Source organism: Paenibacillus massiliensis 2301065 = DSM 16942, from assembly GCF_000377505.1.
GTDB lineage: Bacteria > Bacillota > Bacilli > Paenibacillales > Paenibacillaceae > Paenibacillus > Paenibacillus massiliensis.
In genome coordinates this window covers 164,177-190,256 of the sequence record NZ_KB898191.1, presented here as the reverse complement: position 1 = coordinate 190,256, position 26,080 = coordinate 164,177, and the positions used below count along the sequence as shown (strand labels likewise).

The window sequence follows — 26,080 nt, the reverse complement described above, 5'->3', positions numbered from 1 at the left end:
GGATGATGGCATCTGAGCACGCAGGTACAGCGCTGCGCATGGGTCAACTCAGACCCTTTGTATATCGCCTATCATGATGAGGAATGGGGTATACCGAAGTACGGAGATCAAGAGCTGTTTGAGCTACTTATACTGGAGGGTATGCAAGCAGGACTAAGCTGGTATACCGTCCTGAAGAAGCGTGAAGCCTTCCGTGAAGCCTTTGATCAATTCAATCCAGAGCGGATTGCGGTCTACGATGACGAGAAGATTGAACAGCTGATGAGCAACCCTGGCATCATTCGTAATCGGCTCAAGATCCAGTCGACAATTACGAATGCACAAATCTATCTGGAAATCATGGAGGAAGGCAGCTTCTCTGAGCTGCTATGGAGCTTTACGGATGGAGTCCCCCTGGTGAATCACTGGCGTGATGTAACCGAGGTGCCAGCTGTCACTCCTCAATCCGATCAGATGAGCAAGACGCTGCGCAAGCGAGGCATGAAATTCGTCGGCTCGACCATTTGCTACGCATTCATGCAGGCTTCAGGCATGGTGAATGATCATACGATGGATTGTTTTTGCAGAAAGCAATAAGATTCTCCGGCAGACGGATGAGCTCCAACCTGCTTCCAGAGTACTTTTATGAATTCCTTAAATTTCGAACGGTGTCGGTGTAAATGTTGCTTCGCCAAGAAACCCTAATCTTATCTATAAGATCAGGGTTTCTTTTCTGTTGACAAAAGGTCCGCTCCTGCCTATTCTTAATGAATGAATATGAGAATCATTATCACGTAAAAGAAGAGGGGATCTACATCCATGTTCGCACATCATCGCAAATCCGTTGCCTTTACCCTGGCGACAACCCTATTACTGTTATTCGTAATTGTAGGATGCAGTAATACAGGGAGCAGTAATGTTGCTTCAACAGCTACATCAAATGAGACCGCTACCACCAAATCAATTACGATGTCATGGCCTCGTGATATCGGTACGATGAATCCCCACACATATAATCCTTCACAGCTGTTTGCCCAGTCGATGCTCTATGAGCCGCTCGTTAGCTACCAGAAGGATGGTAAGCTGGAGCCGGCTTTGGCTGAATCATGGACAATTTCAGATGATGGCAAAGTATATACATTCAAGCTTCGTTCTGGCGTGAAATTCTCAGACGGCACTGACTTTAATGCCGAGATCGTCAAGAAAAATTTTGATGCGGTGATGGCACACAAGCAGACCCATAGCTGGCTGGGCATTGTAGGCGTGCTTGACAAGACGGAGGTAGTGGACAATCTTACCTTCCGTCTGACACTGACAGAGCCATATTATCCCGTTCTGCAGGATCTGTCCGTAGTTCGTCCGTTTCGTTTTCTGGGCGAAGCTGGATTCCCTGATAATGGGGATACATCTGAGGGCATCAAGGAGCCTGTTGGAACAGGACCGTGGATGCTGGCAGAGTACAAGCAGGATGAGTATGCAGTCTTCAAGCGCAACCCGAATTATTGGGGAACCGCACCCAACTTCGACCAGGTTACTGTCAAAATTATTCCTGATGCAGAGACCCGCGTAGCTGCCTTCGAGAAAGGTGAGCTTGATCTGATCTATGGTGAAGGTGTCATCAGTCTGGATGCATTCAAGCAGCTGCGTGACAATAATGAATACACGACACAGCTGTCAGATCCGGTGGGTACCCGCAGTCTGCTGCTGAATTCCTCCAATCCGAAGCTGTCGGATGTAAGGGTACGCACGGCGCTTCATCAAGGCTTTAATAAGCAAGCTATGGTAGAAGGCATTACCTCTGGTCTGGAGGAGCCAGCTGATTCCGTCCTGTCCAAGAACTACCCGTATACGAATGTTGATCTTCAGCCGATCGCATATGATGCCCAGAAGTCCAAAGCTCTGCTGGATGAAGCGGGATGGACGCTGCCTGCTGGTGGTAACGTTCGAGAGAAGGATGGTCAGAAGCTGGAATTCGAGATGATCTTCGATAAGACGGACCCGATTCAGAAGGCGATGGCCGAGACTATTCAGGCCGAGTGGAGTGAACTGGGTGTGAAAGTGAATCTGACGGGTCTTGAGCTGACCGTGCAAATCAAGCGTCTGAAGGCGAATGATTTCGATCTGTATTTCTGGTACAACTACGGTGCACCGTATGATCCACATTCCTTCGTGAACGTCGTGGCAAGCCCTGGATTTGGTATTTCAGAGACACTTAGTGCCATTCCGATGAAAAAGGAACTTGACGAACAGATTCGCGCGGTCCTGTCGTCAACGGATGAGAAGCAGCGTCAGGAGCTGTACACATCAATCCTGAGCACATTGCAGGAGCAATCGGCGATCGTACCGATTTCCTATATCAAGAAAACAGCGGTATACCAGAAGCATATCAGTCAGTTTGTATTCCCGGCTAACCGCGATGAGAATCCTTTTGCAGGAATAGAATTGGGCACTCCGTGAATGATCGGTACAGCTGCGTAGTGTAACCCATGGGAGGAAAAATGGTGGTCAGCTATATCGGTAAACGAATAATGGCGATCGTTCCAATTGTTTTTATTGCTACACTTGTTACTTTCGCGCTTATTCACATTTCCCCGGTTGATCCGGCAGAAGCCTATTTGACAGCAGCTCATATCTATCCAACACCTGAGCTACTGGAGCAAAAAAGGCATGAATTCGGGCTGGATCAGCCCTTACTGACCCAGTACATGAATACGATTCAGAAAATGGTCAGACTGGATTTTGGTACATCCTATCTCACGAACCAGCCAGTATGGAAGGAAGTGAGCGCTAGGCTTCCAGCAACAGTAGAGCTGGCTTTATGGAGCATGCTGTTGTCTGCCCTGGTTAGCATTCCGCTGGGAATTCTAGCTGCCGTATACAAGAATAGCTGGATTGACATGGTGAGCAGGCTTATCTCTTATTTTGGAGCATCGATTCCACAGTTCTGGCTGGGCTATCTGCTAATCTTCTTCTTCTCGGTCAAGCTGGACCTGCTACCTGTTGAGGGTCGGGGAAGCTGGGAGAACCTGGTTCTTCCTACCGTCACTCTTTCACTGGTGCTAATCGCTGTGTATACGCGCCTGCTGCGTACCAGCGTGCTGGAGCAACTTCAGGAGACGTATGTGCAGTACGCCAGAACACGTGGGTTACGCGAGCGGACGATTGTCCTGAAGCATGTACTGAGAATTGCCATATCGCCGCTTATTACCGGTATGGGTATGAATATGGGTAAGCTGCTCACAGGTACAATCATCGTGGAGCAGGTCTTCTCATGGCCGGGCTTCGGACGTTACTTTGTGGAAGCGATCTTCAATCGGGATATTCCGGTCATTCAATGCTATGTCTTCTTGGCGGCTTGCCTGTTCATCGTGTGTAATCTACTCGTTGATCTGGTTCAGCTCTATATGGACCCACGGATTTCAGCGAAAGGACGGGCTGAGCAGTGATAAATATATGGCGTAAATGGTTCAAGGGTGAGAGAGCCATCCTAATCTGTACGGTGGTGGTGCTCTTCTTCTTCGCGGTTACCTTGCTGGCTCCGTGGATTGCTCCGCATGATCCGGTCAAGGTGAATCTGTTGCAAAAGTTGCAAGCCCCATCGGCGGAGCACTGGCTGGGAACAGATCATCTAGGGCGTGATAACCTGTCCAGACTGATCTATGGAGCGAGGGTATCCATTGGATTTGCGACAGTGATATTCCTGTCTTCCTTAGTCATTGGTGTGGTAGTAGGCTCTGTTGCAGGCTACCTGGGAGGCTGGGTGGACAGCCTTCTCATGCGCCTTTGTGAAGGAATCATGGCCTTTCCGAATCTGGTGCTGGTATTAGGGATTGTAGGTATATTCGGACCAGGCCTGATGCAGGTGCTGCTCGCGCTCATGCTGGTGCAGTGGGTGTATTACGCACGCATATGTCGGAATATGGTAGTTAGCCTGAAGGAACGTAACTTTATCGCGGCTGCGCGAATTAGCGGCTCGTCTCCCTGGCGTATTATCCGCAAGCATATTATTCCGAACGTGCAGCGCCCTATTGTAGTGATGGGGACCCTTGAGATGGGCTGGGCGATCATGGATATTTCTGCTTTGTCTTTCCTTGGCCTAGGCATTCAGCCGCCGAATGCGGAGTGGGGAGCGATGATCCATGAAGGGACGAGCTATATTCGCAGCCATCCTGAGTTGATGATCTATCCGGGCTTGCTGATCCTCGTGGTAGTCATTACATTCAACGTGCTGGGAGAAGCGCTATCCGAGCGATATGGTATTGCCAAACGGTAATGCCATATCATCAGCAGAGATAGACGGAGTGGAAGGATGGTGAGACAAGCGTGATTAGTCCAAAGGAGAACGATAGGGTAATGGATCAAACGAGGCGCCCAGAGCAGGACAAGACGGCTACCGCTGCTTCCAATGTGCTTGAAGTACGTGACTTGGAGGTGCAACTCCACAATGTAGATAATCCTATGACCCTGCTGCAATCTATACAACTGGATATTGGAAAAGGTCGAGTGTTCGGCCTGGTGGGGGAAAGCGGCAGTGGCAAGTCGATTACCTGTAACGCTATTTTGCAGCTGCTCAATCCCCAGAGAATGAAGGTAACCGGGAGCATTCGGCTAAATGGGCGGGAGCTAAGCTCGTTACCAAGCGAAGAGATGCGGCGTATCCGGGGCAAGGAGATCGGATGCATTATCCAAAACCCGATGAATGCCTTTACACCTGTATATACCATCGGCTCTCAATTCATGGAGACGCTGCGCACACATGCTGGAATCTCCAAAGGACAAGCTAAGGAGCAGGCCATTGCTGCCCTTGCTGACATGAATCTGCCTGAGCCTGCCAAGCTGATGCGCATGTACCCGTTTCAACTAAGTGGGGGCATGCTGCAGCGTGTCATGATTGCGGTATCGATGTGTCTGCGGCCTGCTCTGGTCATTGCCGATGAACCGACCACGGCGCTGGATGTGGTGAATCAGCTTCGGGTGCTCCAGGCGCTGAATCGACTACGTACAGAGTATGGCACTTCGATTCTGCTGATCTCCCACGACTTGGGCGTCATTTCACAGATGGCGGATGAGGTAGCGGTCATGCAAAGGGGGCGCATCGTGGAGCAAGCTGGTGTTCATGAGTTATTTGACCAGCCACAGCATGAGTATACACGCATGTTGCTTCATGCTCGGCCTCAGATGGCTTTGGGAGCGGGGAGCACATGGAAGTGAGCTCTTAATCACTCCAAGCATAAGAGAGGATGATGAACCGTGCTTCAGGTACATGAACTAACCCATAGCTATGGCAGACGCAGCTGGTTGGACCGTGCTGGGCGACGGCCTCCAGTGCTATCGGATATATCGTTTACAATTGAAAAAGGCTGCTGCATGGGGTTACTGGGCACGAGCGGTGCAGGGAAGAGCACATTGGGCAAAATCATCCTCGGTCTGGAGAAGCCAAGCACGGGCCAGGTACTGTTCGAAGGCCAGGATATTTATCAGTCCAACAGGCAGGTATTGAGGGCCTTAAGACGTGATCTGCAGGTGGTATTCCAGGATTGCTATTCTGCCGTAAATCCGCTCATGACTGCCGCTCAGATTATTGGAGAGCCTCTGGACAATTATGAGCGCCTGTCGCCACAGGAGCGAGAGCGACGAATTGGTCAATTACTGGAGCAGGTGGGACTTCGCGTAGAGGACGGAAGCAAGCGACCGAATCAGTTCAGTGGTGGACAGCTGCAACGGGTTAATATTGCGAGGGCGATTGCTCTTAAGCCCAAGCTGATCGTGCTGGATGAATCGGTCAGCAGTCTGGACATGGTGCATCAGACACAAATATTATCATTATTGGCTGAGCTACGTGCGACTTATGGTCTGTCCTATCTGTTCATTACTCATGACATACGGGCTGCTATGGGAATCTGTGATCGGATTGCTGTACTGGATCAAGGGAGGCTCGTCTATCAAGGTGATGACAAGGATGCTATTCTACAGTCCAAGCACCCAGCGGTCCAACGGCTAGTGTCTTCGGTTCTACCGGAGCACCCATCCAAGCGTATTTCCTTTGCCTAATGGAGTGGTGAAGGCGCACATGCTTATATTTAAATCGGGTCATAAGATGAATCGGATAATAAAATGAGAAGACTGTTTCTGGCCGAGTGGCTTTGAGACAGTCTTCTATTGTTAGGGAGGGACTACTTATAAAAAAACAAGCTGACAGGGAAATGCAGGCGTCAGCTTGTGGTATTAGGACAAGCACCCAATTGAATTCGGGTGATCATTCTGATTCTGTTTAATCATCTCGACAGGCTCCATGCTTGTAGTGCTCAATACGCATATTTGACCTGGTCGAGGTACTAGGTTATTGCCGAATATAAGCGGCCAGTAAGCGAGTTGTATTGATTACAGCTTGCTTATGCGTGCGCTCCATGGAGTGAGAAGCATGTACGCCTGGTCCAATTAATGCTGCCCTAATATTGTGTCCAGCTTTGAGAGCTGCCGAGGCATCAGAGCTGTAACGTGGGTAAATATCAACAGCATATGGAATATCGAGCTGTTGCGCTAGGCTGATCAGCCGGCTTGTCATCTCATAATCATAGGGCCCCGAGGAGTCCTTGGCACAGATAGATACATCTGTCTCTTTGCAGCTAAGGTCATCTCCAATAGCACCCATATCAACAGCGATCATCTCTGCGATGTCACCAGGGATGGATGCGGCTCCGTGACCTACTTCCTCATAGTTGGAGATGAGCAGTTTCACTGTATGACGGGGCTTCCATTGCTCTCGCTGAGCGGATTCCAGCAAGCCGAGCAGTGCGGCTACACTGGCTTTGTCATCCAGATGACGGGATTTGACATACCCAGACGGTGTGACAACTGGGCGAGCGTCGAAGGAAATGAAATCCCCAACACCGATCCCTAGTGCAAGTACATCCTCTTTGGTGTGCACCAACTCGTCGATACGAACCTCCATGTTGCTTTCCTTCCGCTCAAAGGTACGTGCTTCAGAGTAGACATGCACAGAAGGCTGGGTTGATAGAATTGTGCCTGTATATACCTGCCCGCTCCGTGTATGAATCTGGCAGTATTCATTCTCAATGCTGTTCATTGAGAAGCCACCCACAGAGGTAATGCGCAGCGTGCCATAAGCCGATATGGAGCGTACCATAGCGCCAAGTGTATCCACATGCGCACTGAGAGCGATAGTGCGACTGGAATCCTCTCCTGGAAGGGTGAGGATGGCACCGCCCTTGGCATTCCACTCCACAGGTACCCCGAGCTTATCAGCCTCCTCGGCAATCCATTTCATGGCCTGCATCGTATAGCCGCTGGGACTAGGGATGCTCAGCAGCTTTTGCAGACGATCCACGATATATTCTTCATTTGGTTGGATATTCAACTTAATTTCCTCCTAGCTTGTTCGCACGCTCCGACTCTGTGGTCGAAGTTTCTGTCTCTAGTTGTTTGTTATTGGGTTCAGCGGGCATTGGCTCGTAGCTTACCAGGCTCTCTGCGAATTCATCCCGTTGTGCTTTGAGGGCTTGAACTTCGTTTCTCAGTATCTTGATCTCCCGCTGCTGACGATATTGACGGAAGATCCCGAAGGAACCGACAATTAGTCCGCCTAGCAGCGTGCAGCCCAAAATGAGGAGGATCAGAGGAATGCTGACAACACTGAACAATAGATTAACCTGCACGGAATTCACGTTGATAACAGCAAAGACGGCTGTAATGAGTGCGATGAGCAGTGCTGCGATCAAGGACCATTGTAATTTCATGTATGCACCTCCAGATGTGTTTGCCCTCATGAAAATCCCTTGTCCCGGGAGGACAAGGGATGAATTGATGCCACGTAAGTTATTGCTTAGGTGAGCTTTTCCATTTCTTCAATCAGGCTTTCGAATACACTCATAGCTTCCCGAATTGGTTTTGGCGAAGACATGTCTACGCCAGCCTTTTTAAGAATATTGATGGAGAAGTCACTTCCGCCACTCTTCAGGAAGCCGAGATAACGATCCACAGCTGGTTGGCCTTCCTCCAAAATTTGCTTGGAGAAGCTGGTGGCTGCCGAGAAGCCTGTAGCGTACTTATACACATAGAAGCTGTTATAGAAATGGGGGATGCGTGCCCATTCCATGGCAATGTCCTTATCGACAGTCATGCCATCGCCGTGATATTTCATGTTCAGCTCATAATAGATGTCCGACAACGCCTGTGGTGTCAGGGATTCACCCTGCTCAGCACGCTCATGAATGATCTTCTCGAATTCGGCGAACATCGTCTGACGGAAGACCGTTGTACGGAACTGATCTGCATAGTAGGTTAGCAGGTACATCTTCTGCTTCGGATCTGTCGCGTGCTTTAGTAGGTAATCCATCAGTAACGCCTCGTTCGTAGTAGAAGCTACCTCCGCGAGGAAGATAGTGTATTGTGCATCCCGATAAGGAAGTGCCTCATCTGAGAAATAGGAATGCAGCGCATGGCCCATTTCATGAGCAAGGGTGAACATACTGTTCAGATTGTCCTTGTGGTTCAACAGCACATAAGGGTGTGTGCCATAGGCTCCCCAGCTGTATGCGCCGGTGCGTTTGTTCTCATTTTCGTAGACATCGATCCAGCGGTCACTGTAGCCCTTCTTCAGTACATCCAGATATTCCTTGCCTAGCGGCTTCAATCCCTCTACCGTCATAGCTTTGGCTTCATCGAATGTAATGTCCCATTTGTATTCCTTCACAAGAGGAGCGAACAGGTCATACATATGAAGCTCTTCTACTCCGAGAAGCTTCTTGCGCAGCTTCATGTAACGATGTAGCAAGGGCAGACTTTCGTGGATCGTATCTACCAGATTGGTGTAGACTTCCTTCGGAATGTTGTCACCATAGAGCGACATCTCCAGCACGGAAGGGTACTTGCGTACACGGGAATAGAAGATGTTCTTGTTCACGTTGGCGCTTAGCGAAGCGGCGATGGTGTTCTTGTTGCGAGCGTACGTATCATATACCGCTTTAAAGGCCCGTTCACGAACCTCACGGTTCGGGTTCTCCAGATATTGAATATAGCTACCATGGGTCAATTCGACCTCGTTGCCATGCTCATCCTTGATGTTCGGGAACTTCAGATCGGCATTGTTCAGCATGCTGAAGATATTTTGCGGAGCCTGAGACAATGTACCGACCTGAGCGAGCAACGCTTCCTCACTTTTGCTCAGTATATGAGCCTTCTCGCGCTTCATTTCCTGAAGGGTGAACCGATATGGAGCCAGCGCAGGATCAGCAATGTACTGATCAAGCTTCTGCTCTGGCTGGGCCAGAATTTCTGGTGTAACAAAGGACAAAGCCTCACTAACCTCTACATTGAGCTTTTTGGCCTTTTGAGAGAGAGCCTGATATGTAGCTTCTGCAGTATCTTCATCATGATGAAGATGTGCATAGACGTAGACACGTTCTAGCTTGAAGGAGATGTCATCCTCCAGCTTGAAGCAATCCCGAATGACTTCAGCGTTGTCCAGTTTGCCCTGAAATTCCGAAGCTTTCTGCGCTAATTTCTTGATGTCCTGGAATTCCTGATCCCAGGCAGCTTGATCCGCGAAGAGGTCTTGCAGGTTCCAGGCATTCTCCGGTGATACTTCTGAACGCTTGATTGTTTTACTCATAGTGGACCTCCTTACCAAATTAAAAGATGACAGATCCGCCGCATCAACAGATACAGAGGATGTGAGCAGGCTTGCCGCCAGTAGTGCAATCAGAGCTTTGGGAGCATTCATTCAGGGACGGCCTCCTTGACCTAAGACTTAATCTGTCCTAGTATGGTCCGCCTCCTGAACAAATATATAAACTTTTCAGCCTAGGCTGTAACCCCCGTACATCAAACCGTATACAATAAGGAAAAAGGCAAAGGCAATCATGATGACAGAGGCAAGTGCCATCCATTTCTTCAGAGGAGCAGGTAGGCTGTCGCGCTTAAGAATCAACACAATCCCCAGAGTGAATGCCAGTATTATAAAAATAACCGAGCTGCTAGTATCCATGAAGCCTTATACCTGCTTGAAAGCGTTCATAATACGCTCCCATTCTTCCTCATTACCCTCATAGGTTTCCTTGTCAAATCGTTGCTTAGCCCACTGCATCATCGCAGGCCGACTCATGAAGGTATGGGCTTCCTCGCCCCAATCGTCCGAGATTTCCCGGAGCACAATGTAACGACCCTGTACTTCCACTGTCATCATATTCCACTTGTCTTTTTTGTATATTTCATGTTTTTTCATCATTGGCAATTTCTCCATATGCTGTTTTGGTTCATAATACCGCAGACTGTAACGAAAAACAAATGAATTGAACACTAAAAGACTAATTGCATTGTTGAAATTCATGGAGTATAATATGGATATTCGCCATAGATGGCGATATTTTTAGGAGGTTGTTCACTTGAAAGGTACAGTTAAATGGTTCAACGCAGAAAAAGGCTACGGCTTCATTTCCACTGAAGGTGGCGAAGACGTATTCGTACACTTCTCCGCAATCCAAGGAGATGGCTTCAAGACTTTGGAAGAAGGTCAAGAAGTTGAGTTCGAAATCACTGAAGGTAACCGTGGTCCTCAAGCAGCTAACGTAACCAAATTGTAAGAATACTTCCGTGTATACGGATCTCTTATAAAAGGATTTGGCTGAATATGTGTATGAAAGCGCAGTTTCCCAATTGGGAGCTGTGCTTTTTTTGCGAAAAATACAACCTACCTGCAAAGGAGCTGGTCGCCTTGTCCCTAGAAGCTAAAGGTAGCCCCGTACTAACAGAAGGGCCTATCGCCAAAACACTTTTCTTTTTTTCACTTCCCATGCTCCTCGGAAATGTGCTTCAATCTCTCAACGGCACAATTAATTCCATCTGGGTGGGTAAATTTCTCGGAGAAGCAGCCCTGACAGCCGCCTCAAACGGGAATCTGATTATGTTTTTCCTCCTCAGCTCTATTTTTGGTGTCACCATGGCTGCAACGATTCTGATTGGTCAAAGCGTTGGAGCTCAGGATGCTGCAGGAGCGAAGCGAATCGTAGGTACGAGCACCGTTTTCTTCTTCGGCTTGTCTTTCATTGTGGGGCTTGCTGGTCTTCTTCTCTCTCCCACTATACTGGTTGCTTTGAATACTCCTGCTGAATCGCTAGAAATGGCAATCATCTACACACGAATTGTATTTATCGGTATTCCCTTCATGTTCGGCTACAACTACATCATGACTGTACTTCGCGGCTCGGGAGATTCCAAGACGCCATTTTATTTTTTACTGCTAAGCGTAGCGTTGGATATTGCCTTGAATCCGTTACTGATCTTTGGATTGGGTCCCATCCCAGCCATGCACATTGCGGGTTCGGCACTTGCGATGGTCATTGCTCAATGTGTAAGTCTGGTATGTATTGTCATCTATTTGTATAAAAAGAAGTACTTCCTGCGTATTACGGGCTCCGAGCTCTATCTGTTGAAGCCAGACTTCAGCATTATTTGGGTGCTTATACGCAAAGGGGTTCCCATGGGGCTGCAGATGATCGTGGTGACTTCAAGCGCGATCGCTCTCATGAATCTGGTCAATGGCTTTGGTGTGGAGGCGGCAGCGGCCTATACTGCTGCTAATAACCTGTCTAGCTATGTGCAGATGCCAGCGCTGGCTCTAGGAGCGGCAGTATCCTCGTTCGCAGCCCAGAATATCGGTGCAGGCAAGTGGGATCGAGTACGCCGGATGGCGTGGATTGGTATTTTATTTAATCTGCTGATGACAGGTGGTCTGGTAGCGTTAATCTACATTTTCAACAGACAAGCACTGTTGATGTTTCTTCCATCCACAGGCGAGGCCGTAGACCTCGGCATACGAATTAATGCCATTACACTGTGGAGCTTTGTTCTGTTCGGTATGATGAATGTATATACTGGCGTTGTGCGGGCCACTGGAGCAGTCATGATTCCGTTATTGATTACAGCCGTCTCGTTATGGGGCATCCGTATACCGCTGGCTTATTGGTTCATTGACGATTATGGATTGGATGCCGTCTGGTGGAGCTTTCCGGTTGCTTTCATCATTTCACTAGCGGCTATTATCATCTATTATCGTTTTGGAAGCTGGAAGAACACGGGTGGAATGCTGCAGAAAACTGCTGAATAGAAATGAAAGCAGGACAAAAGTCTTGAAAAAAGTGAGATAGTTTATTTGTGCAAATAGGTCGCTCATATTATAATAAGAATGGTTTGGATAGGTATAATTTACGTAGACAACAATGTGGAGGCCGTGATTTGAGTGATATTGAGCTAAGACAAATTCAAGCACCACGCGGGCCGCTTGGTCTCATGAACCGGATGTACAGATATATTCTGCCGGAGACGAAGCGCGCGCTGGAGCATTGGCGTCAGTCAGCTAGCCAAATACCGGATCTTGAATTGAGAAGACAGGCGCTGGACAGTATTTCCGGTAAAGCGTTCCATTGCTATGGAGGGGCTGCTTATGCGGCAGCAAATCTGTCTGAGCACAGGACGCTGATATCCTTAATTGTAGCGTATCAGACGATTAGTGATTATCTGGATAACTTGTGTGACCGAAGCACTTCTATGGACCCGGCAGATTTCAGGCTGCTTCATCAATCCATGCTGGATGCTGTAGATCCTGCAGCTACTCCTGTGAATTATTATGCCCTGCGTGAAGAGCAGGAAGACGGTGGATATTTGCGCAGTCTGGTACAGACTTGCCAAGCCTGCATCCGGAAGTTGCCCGCATATGATGCTGCGAAGCCGTATGTTCAGGATTTGGCCAAGCTATACACGGATTTGCAGGTATACAAGCACATTCGCCCTGAACTCAGGGAGGAGGCACTCCTGACATGGTGGGAGGAGCATAAGCATCGTACACCAGAGCTAGCTTGGAATGAATTTGCAGCTGCCACAGGGTCTACCTTGGGAGTATTTATGCTATTCCTGGCTGCAAGTGATATGAGCTTGACTGGGCGGGTCGCTGCCTCAATACATGATTCGTACTTTCCCCACGTCTGCGGTCTGCATATATTGCTGGATTATCTAATTGATCAGAATGAAGACCGGATTGGCGGAGATCTGAACTTCTGCAACTATTATGAAGATACAGAAACGATGCTTGACCGGATTACATATATTGTGAATCGTGCGCGGGCGGATGTAGCAACCGTCCCTGCAAGCTCCTTTCACCGGATGATCATCGAGGGATTGCTGGCATTATATTTATCTGACCCGAAAGTGAGCGAACAGCAGGATGTACGCCTTGCGTCACAGAGGCTGATGAAAAAAAGCCCGCTGATGCGCATCTTTTTTCTGGTGAATAGTCGTTGGATAAGAAAAAGGCATTTATGAGAATTATTAGGAGGAAATAATCATGACAGCAGTTAAGAAAATCGCAGTATTGACAAGTGGTGGAGACTCACAGGGGATGAACGCAGCTGTTCGTGCAGTCGTTCGCAGCGGTTTGTATTTCGGTCTTGAGGTGTACGGAATTCAGAGAGGCTACCACGGCCTGTTAAACAATGATATTTTTCCTATGGATTTGCGTAGTGTAGGGGACATTATCCAGCGCGGCGGAACTATCCTGCAATCAGCAAGATGCTTGGAGTTCAGAACACTTGAGGGCCAGCAAAAGGGTGCTCAGATCCTGCGTGATCACGGTATCGACGGATTGGTAGTCATCGGTGGTGACGGATCTTATCAAGGAGCGAACAAGCTCAGCCAACAAGGCATCAATACGATGGGGCTTCCGGGCACAATTGATAACGATATTTCCTTCACAGATTACACGATTGGCTTTGATACAGCGGTAAGCATCGTTGTGGATGCCGTGAACAAACTCCGTGACACGATGTCCTCCCACGAGCGTTCCTCCATTGTAGAGGTTATGGGTCGTCATTGCGGGGATATTGCCCTTCATGCAGGTCTTGCTTCCGGTGCGGAGACCATTCTCGTTCCTGAGGTGGAATTCGACATGAATGATGTAGCCGAGCGTATGAGACAGAACTTTGCACACGGCAAGCGTCACAGTATTATCGTCGTAGCTGAAGGCGTAGGCAAGGGTGAAGATGTAGCTGCCGAGATTATGAAACGCTGTCCATCCTACGAGCCACGTGTTACGGTACTGGGTCACATTCAACGTGGCGGTACGCCAACTGCCTTTGACCGCAACCTTGCTAGCCGCCTTGGAGATTTCGCGGTGCGTCAGTTGATCGAAGGACAATCGGACAAGGCTTGTGGAATTATCAAGGGCGAACTGGTTGCGACAGATATTGATAAGGTTGTTAATACGAAGAAGGAATTTAACATGGACATGTACGAGCTGGCATTGCGTCTGTCCCAGTAATTTCAGAAATAATGCTTGGCTTGTTCAGTAAGATACCCTAGGAGCACCTTCGATATCTCGCCCGTAATAAACGCTCTATAAATGAAAAGCTCCCTTTGCAGTCAACAGATCAACTTAGGATCAGCTGCTGCGAGGGGAGCTTTTTTTGTCGACGAATGATATTGAACCTGCCTGATATTCAATCCGTCTGATTGGCTACCATGTCCATACGTTCGAATCTGCGCTGAACGAGCATAAGACGAAGGAGCAAAGTGACTGCACCAACAGCAAGCCCGGTAATCAAGCCCAGCCAGTAACCGAATGCACCAAGGCTGGTGAAGGTGGCGAATAGATATCCAGATGGAAGACCAATGACCCAGAAGGAAAGGAAGGTAAGGAAGAAGGCTGGCTTCACATCCTTAAATCCACGCAAAGCTCCCTGAGTTGGGGTAGCGATGGCATCCGAGAGCTGGAAGAAGATTGCGTATACCAGAAAATGCTGTATAAGTGCGATAACCTCCGCATCTCTGGAATATAGTCCGGCAACCTGTTCACTCCACAAGAGAAGGATTACAGCTGAAGCAATTGAGAAGGCGGTAGCTGAGCCAATACCAATCCTTCCATAGCTCTTCGCATCCTGAATTCGTCCAGCCCCGGCCTCGAAGCCGACAAGGATAGTCAATGCCATACATATGCTCAGGGGAACCATGTACAAGGTGGAAGCGAAGTTCAGTGCTGCCTGATGGGCTGCAATGGTAGTCGTGCTAAAGTTACTCATTAAGAGCGTAACAGCCGCGAATACGGCGGTCTCAAAGAATATGGCAAAGCCCATAGGCATTCCGATGGACAGGAGCTCCTTCCATGCAGAGAACGAGAAGCCCTGCCAGCTCCGAAAAATACCGTATTCCGCGAAGCTACGATGACGATGTACGAGAATAAAGGACAGCAGGAAGCAGATCCAATAGGTGAAGGCTGTTGCTACTCCCGCGCCGATCCCGCCTAGCTCCGGGAACCCGAGCTTACCGTAGATCAGAAGGTAGTTCAGTACAATGTTGATCGGGAGGGAAGCTAGCGTGATCATCATCGTTATGCGTGTCTGTCCCAGAGCATCCATGAAGCTGCGTAGAACCGTATACCCGAAGAAAGGCACGATCCCGAAGGCGAGCGTGACTAAGTAATAGATAGCTACATAAGCAACGCGTTCCTCCAGGTTCATGGCTTGAATGATGGGCTCGAGTCCAAGGAGACCCAGCAGTAATACAGCGATGGCGATTATGATGGAAAGCCACAACGCCTGAATGACATAGAAGGACACTCGATCCTTTCGCTGCTTGCCGATTAACTGGGCGACGACCGGAGTTACAGCAAGAAGAATTCCACTTAGTCCTGTCTGAACAGGATTCCAGAGACTGACACCAACAGCGACACCTGCAAGATCAGCAGGAGAGAAGCGTCCAGACATATTGGTGTCAAAGAAGGTCATGAGCGAGAGTGAGATTTGGGTGACTAGAATAGGAGTTAAAATGTAAAGGAACTGCTTCCATTTTTGCATTGTAGTGTACGTACGTTCCATGTGCGAACCTCTTTTTCAATAATTTACTTTATGTAGTGTTTGTGATTGCTTGGATTTGAATGTAGTGTCAGCATAAGCCCGACAAAAAAGCCCCGCAAGGGAGCTTTCTTGTGTAGAGCATGTATGAAATCAAAATATTTCGGGATAATTGCAGATCAATAATTGACGCCTTCTGTATAACGATTGGATGCGTTCCACAATAAATATTCATCAACATTCATGTCTTTCATGGCACGAATCTGTTCTTCGACTTCCTGTTTCCCGTACTTGGTATAGTGTCCTGATCCAAGCCAGCTAGCTGTAAAATCTTGAATCCAGGGACGTATGATCGGCTTCAGATCACCAGTAGGATCAAGCTTCTTGTGCGTGTCCTCCATGGAACCCTTAATTACTTGATATGGCTTCTTGTCTGGGTCCTTAGCTCCGTACCAGCCTGTGGAGTAATGGCTTGGATATACCATAGGGGAGATGACATCAACATTCTCGGATATTTTGGTGAAATCCTGTCCTATGCCCTCAGCCGCGGGAACTGCTGCTGCATATCCAAAGATATCTACGGAGACTCTGACGCCCATGGGTGCAAGCTGCTGCCGGGCATACTGCACGAATTCAGCTACAGCATCTACACGGGACTGATCCTCGACCTTGGTATACTTGAGCTTGTCTGCCCGCTTCTCGAAGCCTTCAGGGAAGCGTACGTAGTCAAACTGAATTTCTTTGAAACCAAGCTTGGCAGCTTCCTTGGCGATCTCGATATTGTAATCCCAAACTTCCTTATTATACGGATTCACGAAGCTGTCCCCACCGCCGTTCTTCCAAATGGACCCGTCCGGGTTAAGGAAGGACAGCTCGGGATTCTTCTTGGCGAGGATCGTATCCTTGAACACCACGACCCGGGCAATCGGGTAGACATCATGTTTCTTCAAGCGTTCCATCAGCTTGGGCATATCCTTAATGAAGGGCTGGGGTTTACCCATGGCTGTCAGCTTGGGATTGGTAGTCGGATAAGTTATGTAGCCAGCGTCATCCTTAATATCAATAACCATGGCATTCAGCTCTGTAGAATCCAGCAGGTTCAGGAGCTTCGCCATACGTTCGCCTCCGGCGCTGTATGCTGTTACGTAGATGCCCTTAATTGGCGGGGTTCCTGGCTGCGGATCTACTTTGGCTGGTGGATTGGATGCATCCACAGGAGCATCCGTGCCTTGACTTTGAATGACAGCCCTGTTCATCGTAGTCTGTAAGGTGGATTTCAATGAAGTATCCGTGCTTCCACTGCTGTCCGTACTGCCCATGCTCATTGCAAGGGCTAAAATGGCCAAAAAGATATTCATATACTTGTCTCTCCCTTTGTGCGGTCTGTGACCTGAGGCCTGATCTCTGAACTGTATTATACTAAAGCCGCCCGGTTCAAAATCAACATGTTTGTAACCACTGCAGCTAACTAGTCCAGTGCGAGAATCACATCAACAGATCGTAAAAGGTCTATTAACCGAGCAGCGGAAGCTGCAAACATGATGGACATAAATAATGCCGCTACCGTCCAAGAGCTGATCCTGGCTGGTAGCGGCATATTGGGCATCAGAGGCCATTAATGCAGAAAGCTGGGGTTCTGATGCTCACAAATACTGTACTGAATAATTTCAAGCGCATCTTCGGCTTCCAGAATTCCAATACCGTCTCTTAGCACAATTCTGGAGTTGAGCTCATTCTGTTTCAAAAACGGCAGCATTTCAGGAAACCATTTCAACACGATGTCGGACAGTTTTACCGTTTCCATTTCCACAAAAATCACCCTTTCCTGTTCTGGCTCGGAATCATTCATATGAATCATTCAGGCGAATCGGAAAAGCCAAGACACTGTGAAAAAGCAGGTAAAGCTGGTCTTCGGGAGGAGCGCGCACCCTTAGTGTACCACAAAATAAATTACCCGTGCAGCGGACATATGAATTATCTTCTGTTAAATGCGCCCATTACCCCAACGGTCTCCACAATATTGACGAAAGCGGCTGGATCACTTTCCTTAATAATGCTCTTCAGTTCTGCCAATTCATAGCGGGTTGTTACTGTCATCAGCATATCTTTTTCCTTATGGGAGAAGGCACCTTCAATCTTGATCTTGCTGACCCCTCGTGGAAGCAGCAGCAAGCGTGCGAGGACTTCCTCTGTACGCTCTGTAATGATGAACAGCGTAATCTTGGTATGGCTCACGTGGATAACATCCACGACCTTGCCCGTGACGTAGATGGAAATCATCGACATTAGGGCTATGTTCCAGTCTGCATTGAGATAGCCTGCTGCGAGAATGACGAGACCATTCATTGCAACGAGGACAGTTCCCACTGGGAAATCACGATAACGTGTCACAATGGAGCCGAGAATATCGAACCCGCCAGAGGAGCCACCCGCTCTGAAGGAGATCCCTACACCAATACCTACCAGCACGCCACCGACAACTGAGGCCAGGAGTGTTTCGGTTACCAGTGATTTTTGTGGAATAAGCGTAAGCAGCCAGGTCGTAGCCACAACGGACAGCATGCTTTGTCCAATGAATCGCTTGCCGAGCACGAACCACCCGGCTATGAGAATTGGAATGTTCAGGACAAAGTACATGATACTGATATCGAATTTGGAGAAATATCCAATCAGCATGGATACGCCGGATACGCCGCCACTTAATAATTGATGGGGGATTAAAAATAAATTAAAGCCACTTGCAATGGCAGCAGCTCCTAAAATAACAGTTAAACTATTCCAAAACATCCTTACCAACTGATTTTCACCTCATTATGAAATTTGCGAAAGCTTGCTTGCTGGTGTTTTTCATTTGTTGTGTGCTATAATACTGCGTGGATATTCTTGAGTAGAAGCGGGTTTAACTTTAACATCTCAAATTTAAAATGGTTACTTGAGCTTTTCAAGCGTAGTTTTTGATTCATCCGATCAAGTCATCCCATCCCTGGCTAGCAACTGTTGGTAACCATCCGGAGGATGAACATCTTGATATCTGACGCTGATTGTGGGGAAACTATACAATATTACGCTACTTAAGAATACAGACAAGACCGTGGATTGTCCACCATATCCGCGATAAACGAAGGAGTTTGAATACATTTGACAACATTTGCAGAGTTTAATCTAGAACCGAAGGTAATCCAGGCGATTACTGAGCTGGGATTTGAAGAGGCTACCCCGATTCAGTCCAAATCTATTCCAATCGCATTGTCTGGAAGCGACATGATTGGCCAAGCACAGACAGGTACAGGAAAGACTGCTGCCTTCGGCATTCCGCTGATCAGCAAAATTTCCAAGACGGACGAGAAGATCCGTGCTCTGATCATGGCTCCGACACGCGAGCTTGCTATTCAGGTAGCAGAAGAAATTGAGAAATTGTCCCGCTTCAAGGGATTGCGCACATTGCCGATCTACGGTGGACAGGACATTGTTCGCCAAATCCGCGCTTTGAAAAGAAAGCCTCAGATCATTATCGGTACCCCAGGCCGTCTTCTCGATCACATTAACCGCAAGACTATCAAGCTGGATGACGTGAACACCGTTGTATTGGATGAAGCGGATGAAATGCTGGACATGGGTTTCATGGAAGACATCCAATCCATTCTTAAGCAAGTACCAGAAGACCGTCAGACGATGCTTTTCTCAGCTACCATGCCTCCTAACATTCAAAAGCTGGCACAGCAGTTCCTTAAAAATCCAGAGCATGTCTCTGTAATTCCTAAGCAAGTAAGTGCTCCATTGATTGATCAAGCTTACATCGAAGTTCCTGAGCGTCAAAAATTCGAAGCGCTGAGCCGACTTCTGGATATGGAATCACCTGAACTGGCTATCGTATTCGGACGTACGAAGCGTCGTGTTGACGAATTGGCTGAAGCTCTCCAAAAGCGTGGATATTCTGCGGACGGACTTCATGGTGATCTTTCCCAAAATCAACGTGATACCGTAATGCGTAAATTCCGTGACGGCAGCATTGATGTACTGGTAGCTACAGACGTAGCGGCACGTGGTCTCGACGTATCCGGCGTGACACACGTTGTGAACTTTGACCTGCCACAAGATCCTGAGAGCTATGTGCACCGTATTGGTCGTACAGGCCGTGCTGGTAAAGAAGGAGCAGCTTGGTCCTTCGTAACACCACGTGAGATTGACCATCTGCACTTCATTGAGCGTGTAACAAGACACCGTATTCCACGTAAGCCACTGCCTACTTTGGCTGAAGCGATCGAGGGCAAACAGCGCATCACAGCAGAGCGTCTGCTGGAAGTAGTAGAAGCAGGCGAACTGAATGAATACAAAGGTCTGGCGATCCAAATGCTGGAGCAATATGATTCTGTACAATTGCTCTCCGCAGCGATCAAGTTGCTTACAGGCGAGAAGAGAGACGCAAATATTGAGCTGACTCCAGAAGATCCAATTCGTGCGAAGCGTCGCAAGTTCGATGTTCGTTCTGGCGGTCGCAAGCCGTCCAACTTCGGTAGCGGACGTGGCGGATATAACAGCCGTGATGGACGTAGTGGTGGTAGCGGCGGCAATGGTGGTAACCGTGGTGGCTACAATCGCGATAATCGTAACAGCAGCGGCGGTAGTGGCGGAAGCTACAACCGTGATAACCGCGGGGACCGCAGACCGCGTCCGAGCAGCAGCTCTGACACGCGCCGTGCCCCAAGACGTGAAGATTCTTCTTTTGAATAATAGCCACCTGCATAAGTAGGGATTCAACAGCCGAAGTGAGCCAATCACTTCGGCTGTTGTTATCCTGTCAGTTAATTTTCTTTCGTGCCTCGATTGTGAAGATTATAACGATGAACTGGCGTAAAAGGGTCATAGTAGGTTATGATGAGGGAGAAGGTTTAGGCTTGAAGCGGATATAAAATAAACGCAAGAGCATCACGAGACAAGGGGGAGACAATTTGGAATTCAGAGGAGCCATGGGTGGTATTTACCGCCTGACAGAGTGGATAACGCGTTTTGCTGCTACAAATTTATTGTGGGCGCTTTGTTCGTCGCCTTTTATTTTCTTCGTTATACTAAAGCTGATTGCGATGAGCAATCAATGGGCGGACAACTCCCTCGTCATGAATTATGCCATGGCAATTGTGGCACCGCTTACTTTATTCCCAGCCACTGCAGCAATGTTCACGGTAGTGAGAAAATGGGTTATGGGAGACAGCGATGTTCCCGTCTTCAAGACATTTTTTAGAGGCTACAAAGATAATTATAAGCAGAGTCTGGTTGGTGGTCTCTTCTATACGATGCTGATCGTCATCATGTATGTGGACTACACTATATATATGACTCAGCTCAAGAATCTGCAGCTGCTGGGCATTATCATGCTGATTCTGCTCATTATTCTCTTTGTATCCTTGTTCAACTTCTTCTCGATGGTTGCCCACTATCACATGACGATTGGACAGATTCTGAAGAATTGCATTTTGCTGACGTTAATTAGACCATTTCGTGTGTTCTCTACACTGATTGGCTGTGCAGTCCTTATTTATATCGGTATTCATTACCCAGTACTCTATGTATTCTTCATTCCGTGTCTTATGGCCTGGTTAGCCTTCTTCAACTTCTATGGCACCTTCATGAAGATGCAGAGTCAAGCGGAGAAGCTGCAGCAGGATAAGGAAGGACAAGAGAAGATCGAGTCGGAACCCGAGGAGAAGTAATGAATTGTTTATAATTAAGTGACACTTAGTTAATACTTTGTGCTGGATCACAATATAACTATTAAGCAGGCTCCCTTCGTGGAGTCTTTTTAAATTTCTGTGGATTGGAAATTACGATTCTAGGTGCAATCGAGTTCATTTCTCTGGTCATGTGTGGGCTGCTGTTGCGCTTGCTTTTTTGACCACTTAGGGTAAGCTTGATAGAATAGGTTAAGGTATTCCTGACAGATGTTATTACTTCACTATAGATTGGGTGAGCTTGAAATGGAAAACAGCAACAAGCTACTGGATGTTTGGTCATCCTTGTCCTATATCCACTCCAATATTAATGATAAATTGGAACATGCCCTTCAGCATCATTATGGGTTATCGCTTAAGGAATTCTATGTTCTTTATTTCATTTCTGGCTCTGAAGATAAAAAAATGAGATTGCAGCACGTTCAGGAGATGGTGGATTTGAGCCAAAGTGCTGTGTCGAGGCTCGTAGCGAGAATGGAAGCTGACAATTGCAGGGCTTTGCAGCGATCTGTTTGTGAGGATGACCGGAGGGGGATCTATACTCAGATCACCGAGATTGGGGAGAAGAAGCTGGAGGGAGCAACAAAGGTATTTCACGAGGTGTTGTCAGCCGAACTAGGCAAGAACAACGTGAAGTCCGAGTTGCAATCACTTATACAAAGACTGTAATCGGTGAGATACAGCTTGGAGGCAAGGTAGGGCGCTTCATCTGTTGGCAGAAGGGCCTGTCTTTGCCGTTCTTGGATGCGACACAACATTACCTACATTTCCTGTATACGTAACCAAGGTAGATTGCATCCTATGAGTATTGACAAATGTACTCAAAGTGCTAATATTATATGCATGCACATGCATTAATTTATAAATAGAATTATTATAGATGGAGAGGAGCTTTTTCCGTGAAAGATTTGTTTACCCCATATAGCTTTAAGGCACTGAAGCTCAAGAATCGCATTGTAATGCCGCCTATGTGTCAGTATTCTGTAGAGCAAAAGGACGGCATTGCGACAGACTGGCACTATCTGCATTATGTTAGTCGAGCCATCGGTGGAACAGGCCTAATCATCATTGAGATGACAGATGTAGAGCCGGACGGTCGTATTACGGACTATGATTTGGGATTGTGGTCTGATGAGCAGATTCCCGCTCTGAAAAGAATTGTGGATGCCTGCCACAGCTATGGCGCCAAGGTCGGTATTCAAATAGCTCATGCGGGACGCAAGGCTGAGGATGCTAAGGTGCCAGTCGCTCCTTCTGCCATCGCGTTCGACGAGAAATCTACTCAACCTCGCGAGCTTACTACCTCAGAGGTCAAAGGCATGGTAGAGAAATTCAGGGCTGCGGCAGCGCGTGCTGTACAGGCAGGATTCGATACGATTCAGATTCATGGCGCACATGGATACCTGATTCACCAATTTCATTCTCCACTTACGAATAGACGAGAGGATGAGTATGGCCAGGACCTCACCCGTTTTGGCCGCGAGGTCATTCAAGCCGTTAAGGCTGAAATGCCAGAGGATATGCCGCTGAGTATGCGGATTTCTGCCCAGGAATACGTTGATGGCGGATACGGGTTAGAAGAGAGCACGGCTTTTGCCCAGGAGTATCAGCAAGCAGGCGTAGACATATTCGATGTTTCGGCTGGAGGCGAAGGGCCGATCTCTGCATCTGGAAGACCAGGTACTCACGCAGCATACCAGGTGCCATTGGCCCGCGCCATCAGCCGTGCGCTGAATGTTCCGACAATTGCTGTAGGAAGATTGGATGATCCGATTCTGGCGAACGCCGTGATTGGCAACGAGGATGCAGAATTGGTCGCTGTGGGAAGAGGCATGCTAAGAAATCCACATTGGGCTCTTGAAGCTGCGGTAGCTTTGGGGAAAGAAACAGAAATTCCAAAACAATATCTCAGGGGATTCTGATACGTCCCATCCGTCAAAATGTAAAGGTGAATAAACATTACTCGACATTCTTTACTTTTGCAGTATAAAAGCCTATAATAAGTTTAACATCCTGCTGTGTACGTCACGGTCATTCGTTGTTTTGAACCAATGACATTGTCTAGGGAGATTTATACGATCAGCGGCTGACATGCCCTGTCAATTCTGACATGGGGACTTCAAATGCGTGATCTGCGATCACCCACCTGCTGAAGCAGGTTCAGAAGACACTATGGTCGGACGGCATCGGCGGGTTACATAAGTAATGCATAACGCCTCTGTTTGTTTGACAAACAGGGGTGTTTTTTGTATGCAACAATGATACACTATGAACTAGGAATATATCAGTCACCTATTCATACAACAGTCACTATACAACATTTAAGCGTTTGCAAAAAGACGCAGCTAACGGGTGACGGGGTGATTGTGAAGGAGGAAGTGTGTTGTCGTTAAAAAGGACTCTTGTGGGGATCATTCGCAGTCACGAAAGCACTGGTGATCGGGTTAAGGACCCTTTGCTGAAGACACGGTATTACAATCTGCCAAGGGACAAGGCCTGGGAGGAAATCTCCTCGACGTTGAAGAAAATTCCGGGATACAAGGTGCTTCATGAGGTAGCTTCGGTAGGTGAGATTACCCTTGAGAAGCGTACGCCATTCGGAAGACAAATTGATATCACCGTATCCATCGTATCGGTGTCTCCTGTCAAGAGTGCAGTGGACATCTACTCAGCCTCTCGCGGATCATTAGGCGATCTGGGGGGGAACTATCGAATTATTCTGCATCTGTTCGGCGTTCTTGAGAAGAAGCTCGCTGCATACCGGATCGATCAGTAGTATTCGTCCGGATGTCGTGCTTGGATCAGGTTCAATAACAAGGACCTCAATGGCCCGCCACTGGTGGGTGATTGAGGTCCTTTTCCTAATTTTGAGACAGCTTAATGTTAAGATAATCTACAAACAGTAGTCTAATAATAGGATAGACTTACTGGATGGATGCTGTGCCTGAATGGTGGCAAGCTGCTACAGCATTCAACTATAGCAATGCTTTGACGGCTCCAATAGCCTTCTCATAATCAGGATGATCTGTCATTTCCGTCAGATATTCTACGTAAGCGATCTTGTCATCTGCATCGATAACAAAGATAGAACGCATATCCAGATGGAATTCCTTAATCAAGACACCATACGCCTTACCGAAGGAATGCTCCTTGTAGTCAGACAACGTCACTACACGGTCAACTCCGGCAGAACCGCACCAGCGAGCTTGGGCAAAAGGAAGATCGACGCTGACTGTCAGCACGATAACCTCATCACCAAGGCCTCCAGCTTCTACGTTGAATCTGCGGGTCTGTGCATCACATACACCAGTATCGAGTGAAGGGACTACACTGATCAGCTTGATTTTGCCCTTGTAATCGGCGAGAGACACCTCTTCACCAAGGCTCTTATGTATCTTGAAATCAGGAGCAGCGTCCCCAATCTTTAACTCGGGTCCGATCAAAGTAATTGGATTGCCTTTAAAATGAGCTGCACCGCTACGTTCTTGTGTCATGTGTAACTCCTCCTTATTAATATTGGTTTGATTAAATTGTGTACAACCTATTATATCGAATTACAGTAAGGATGTCTAATCATGGGTAGGCATAGCAATGGCCAACACCATGGAATGATTGGTGATTCCTACTCAAATCTATTATAATCCTATTATAAGGGCGTATTATGCTTCTATGTGACTTTAAGCTGACGTAGTTGCTTTTTGCCCACAATATATGGAAATATAGAAATGGAATGAATGTATGAATATGTAATATGTCTCTTTAATTGATTGAAATCGGGTAAGTGGGAATTGAATCGGAATTGTAAAATGTTGCGTATACATGATTGTAGATTTTAATCTATGGAAAGAAGTGGTCACTTGATATTTCTACGCAATGAAAATTGGAGAAGTTATCTTCGCTACTATCCAGTCACCTGTTTGATCTTGCTGGCCAATGTGATCATGCATCTGATTGTATTTTGGAACGGTGGCCCCCAGGATTATAGAGTCCTGCTGAGGTTCGGTGCGTTACTTAATATGCCACCTTACAGTGAGGAGCTGTGGCGTAACGTTACCTCGATGTTTCTACATTCGGGGTTCGATCATTTGTTCTTCAACTGCTTTGCCATCCTGATCTTTGCACCGCCGCTTGAGCGCTGGCTGGGTCCTGCTCGATATCTCTTGCTATATTTACTGAGTGGGATTGTGGGCAATGTGCTATCCACGGCTTACTATAATTCCATCTCTCAGCCTACCCTTTCGGTGGGGGCATCAGGGGCAATTTATGGTATTTACGGAGCCTTCTTGTATATTTCCTTACTGCAGCGGCAGATTATTGACGAGGCCTCTCGTAAGACGCTGTATGTGCTGCTAGTGATGGGGGTTATCTTATCCTTCACCCGCACGGAAGTGAGCTGGATGGGGCATCTGGGTGGCTTGCTGGGCGGTTTCTTTATCTATGGACTTATCATTCGGCTACTGAAGCTGCCGCGGCGAAATAAGTCATGACAGGGCTATCATAGTATGATTCGTAGGAATT

The 26,080-nt window shown here is 47.7% G+C and carries 26 protein-coding genes and 1 other RNA gene; 17 read left to right on the top strand and 10 right to left on the bottom strand.

From position 1 onward, the window contains the following. Positions 1-12: 12 nt before the first annotated feature. From D328_RS0115490 to nikE, 6 genes are all read left to right on the top strand, one after another. Complete coding sequence (locus D328_RS0115490; protein ID WP_026281213.1) at positions 13-576, top strand: DNA-3-methyladenine glycosylase I; 564 nt, start codon at positions 13-15, stop codon at positions 574-576. A gap of 222 nt (positions 577-798) precedes the next feature. Further along, the gene (gene nikA, locus D328_RS0115485) at positions 799-2,436 is read left to right on the top strand and encodes a nickel ABC transporter substrate-binding protein (RefSeq protein ID WP_018885933.1); all 1,638 of its coding nucleotides are present in this window, start codon (positions 799-801) and stop codon (positions 2,434-2,436) included. 44 nt (positions 2,437-2,480) lie between these two features. Further along, a complete protein-coding gene (gene nikB / locus D328_RS0115480; RefSeq protein WP_025681448.1) occupies positions 2,481-3,425 on the top strand; it encodes a nickel ABC transporter permease subunit NikB in 945 nt (314 codons plus the stop codon). Further along, positions 3,422-4,252, top strand: a complete 831-nt coding sequence (gene nikC / locus D328_RS0115475; protein ID WP_018885931.1) for a nickel ABC transporter permease subunit NikC — start codon at positions 3,422-3,424, stop codon at positions 4,250-4,252. Before nikB ends, nikC begins: the two co-directional genes overlap by 4 nt. Before the next feature lie 80 nt (positions 4,253-4,332). After that, positions 4,333-5,190, top strand: coding sequence for a nickel import ATP-binding protein NikD (gene nikD / locus D328_RS0115470; RefSeq protein ID WP_018885930.1), 858 nt, complete (start codon positions 4,333-4,335; stop codon positions 5,188-5,190). A gap of 39 nt (positions 5,191-5,229) precedes the next feature. Then, positions 5,230-6,030: a nickel import ATP-binding protein NikE gene (nikE, locus tag D328_RS0115465; RefSeq protein WP_018885929.1), complete on the top strand. Its 801-nt coding sequence runs from the start codon at positions 5,230-5,232 to the stop codon at positions 6,028-6,030. Between the two features lie 289 nt (positions 6,031-6,319). Here the strand turns inward: nikE and D328_RS0115460 are convergent, their stop codons facing one another. The 5 genes from D328_RS0115460 to D328_RS0115440 form a co-directional block, all read right to left on the bottom strand. Beyond that, positions 6,320-7,357: a M42 family metallopeptidase gene (locus D328_RS0115460; protein ID WP_018885928.1), complete on the bottom strand. Its 1,038-nt coding sequence runs from the start codon at positions 7,355-7,357 to the stop codon at positions 6,320-6,322. A gap of 1 nt (position 7,358) precedes the next feature. Then, entirely contained in the window at positions 7,359-7,736 is a 378-nt protein-coding gene (locus tag D328_RS29260) for a LapA family protein (protein ID WP_018885927.1), read from the bottom strand. Between the two features lie 86 nt (positions 7,737-7,822). Further along, positions 7,823-9,610 (bottom strand): oligoendopeptidase F, encoded by a 1,788-nt coding sequence (gene pepF / locus D328_RS0115450; RefSeq protein WP_025681444.1) that lies wholly within the window; start codon positions 9,608-9,610, stop codon positions 7,823-7,825. A 186-nt stretch (positions 9,611-9,796) separates the two neighbouring features. Continuing rightward, positions 9,797-9,985, bottom strand: a complete 189-nt coding sequence (locus D328_RS0115445) for a hypothetical protein (RefSeq protein WP_018885925.1) — start codon at positions 9,983-9,985, stop codon at positions 9,797-9,799. A gap of 6 nt (positions 9,986-9,991) precedes the next feature. Further along, complete coding sequence (locus D328_RS0115440) at positions 9,992-10,225, bottom strand: hypothetical protein (RefSeq protein ID WP_018885924.1); 234 nt, start codon at positions 10,223-10,225, stop codon at positions 9,992-9,994. Positions 10,226-10,382: 157 nt separating this feature from the next. Here D328_RS0115440 and D328_RS0115435 point away from each other — a divergent pair, with 157 nt between their 5' ends. The 4 genes from D328_RS0115435 (at position 10,383) to pfkA (ending at position 14,308) form a co-directional block, all read left to right on the top strand. After that, positions 10,383-10,580, top strand: a complete 198-nt coding sequence (locus tag D328_RS0115435; protein WP_018885923.1) for a cold shock domain-containing protein — start codon at positions 10,383-10,385, stop codon at positions 10,578-10,580. 131 nt (positions 10,581-10,711) lie between these two features. Next, complete coding sequence (locus D328_RS0115430) at positions 10,712-12,103, top strand: MATE family efflux transporter (protein WP_018885922.1); 1,392 nt, start codon at positions 10,712-10,714, stop codon at positions 12,101-12,103. Between the two features lie 182 nt (positions 12,104-12,285). After that, the gene (locus D328_RS0115425; protein WP_407667799.1) at positions 12,286-13,314 is read left to right on the top strand and encodes a tetraprenyl-beta-curcumene synthase family protein; all 1,029 of its coding nucleotides are present in this window, start codon (positions 12,286-12,288) and stop codon (positions 13,312-13,314) included. Between the two features lie 22 nt (positions 13,315-13,336). Next, positions 13,337-14,308 carry a 6-phosphofructokinase gene (gene pfkA / locus D328_RS0115420; protein ID WP_018885920.1) on the top strand — a complete coding sequence of 324 codons (972 nt, stop codon included), beginning with the start codon at positions 13,337-13,339 and terminating at the stop codon, positions 14,306-14,308. Between the two features lie 178 nt (positions 14,309-14,486). On the opposite strand, the gene D328_RS0115415 is transcribed toward pfkA, so the two are convergent. The 4 genes from D328_RS0115415 to D328_RS0115395 form a co-directional block, all read right to left on the bottom strand. After that, complete coding sequence (locus D328_RS0115415) at positions 14,487-15,860, bottom strand: MATE family efflux transporter (RefSeq protein WP_018885919.1); 1,374 nt, start codon at positions 15,858-15,860, stop codon at positions 14,487-14,489. Positions 15,861-16,015: 155 nt separating this feature from the next. Continuing rightward, the gene (locus tag D328_RS0115410) at positions 16,016-17,155 is read right to left on the bottom strand and encodes a putative glycoside hydrolase (RefSeq protein WP_407667798.1); all 1,140 of its coding nucleotides are present in this window, start codon (positions 17,153-17,155) and stop codon (positions 16,016-16,018) included. A gap of 296 nt (positions 17,156-17,451) precedes the next feature. Then, complete coding sequence (locus D328_RS0115400; protein ID WP_018885917.1) at positions 17,452-17,685, bottom strand: hypothetical protein; 234 nt, start codon at positions 17,683-17,685, stop codon at positions 17,452-17,454. A 125-nt stretch (positions 17,686-17,810) separates the two neighbouring features. Beyond that, positions 17,811-18,623 (bottom strand): YitT family protein, encoded by an 813-nt coding sequence (locus tag D328_RS0115395; protein WP_154659133.1) that lies wholly within the window; start codon positions 18,621-18,623, stop codon positions 17,811-17,813. Between the two features lie 351 nt (positions 18,624-18,974). On the opposite strand from D328_RS0115395, the gene D328_RS0115390 reads away from it, so the two are divergent. The 6 genes from D328_RS0115390 to D328_RS0115370 all read left to right on the top strand — a co-directional run bounded on the left by D328_RS0115390 (position 18,975) and on the right by D328_RS0115370 (position 24,338). Continuing rightward, complete coding sequence (locus tag D328_RS0115390) at positions 18,975-20,567, top strand: DEAD/DEAH box helicase (RefSeq protein ID WP_018885915.1); 1,593 nt, start codon at positions 18,975-18,977, stop codon at positions 20,565-20,567. A gap of 218 nt (positions 20,568-20,785) precedes the next feature. Further along, a complete protein-coding gene (locus D328_RS0115385; RefSeq protein WP_018885914.1) occupies positions 20,786-21,544 on the top strand; it encodes a YesL family protein in 759 nt (252 codons plus the stop codon). 264 nt (positions 21,545-21,808) lie between these two features. Then, positions 21,809-22,231, top strand: a complete 423-nt coding sequence (locus D328_RS0115380; protein WP_018885913.1) for a MarR family winged helix-turn-helix transcriptional regulator — start codon at positions 21,809-21,811, stop codon at positions 22,229-22,231. Positions 22,232-22,461: 230 nt separating this feature from the next. Next, a complete protein-coding gene (locus tag D328_RS0115375; RefSeq protein WP_018885912.1) occupies positions 22,462-23,484 on the top strand; it encodes an NADH:flavin oxidoreductase/NADH oxidase in 1,023 nt (340 codons plus the stop codon). Between the two features lie 85 nt (positions 23,485-23,569). Further along, a non-coding RNA gene (ssrS, locus tag D328_RS30700) (6S RNA) lies at positions 23,570-23,762 on the top strand. A gap of 183 nt (positions 23,763-23,945) precedes the next feature. Continuing rightward, entirely contained in the window at positions 23,946-24,338 is a 393-nt protein-coding gene (locus D328_RS0115370) for a DUF1499 domain-containing protein (protein ID WP_025681441.1), read from the top strand. Between the two features lie 199 nt (positions 24,339-24,537). Here D328_RS0115370 and tpx read toward each other — a convergent pair whose 3' ends face one another. Next, positions 24,538-25,056 carry a thiol peroxidase gene (gene tpx / locus D328_RS0115365; protein WP_018885910.1) on the bottom strand — a complete coding sequence of 173 codons (519 nt, stop codon included), beginning with the start codon at positions 25,054-25,056 and terminating at the stop codon, positions 24,538-24,540. Between the two features lie 363 nt (positions 25,057-25,419). On the opposite strand from tpx, the gene D328_RS0115360 reads away from it, so the two are divergent. Next, positions 25,420-26,049: a rhomboid family intramembrane serine protease gene (locus D328_RS0115360; RefSeq protein WP_025681440.1), complete on the top strand. Its 630-nt coding sequence runs from the start codon at positions 25,420-25,422 to the stop codon at positions 26,047-26,049. Positions 26,050-26,080 lie beyond the last annotated feature (31 nt).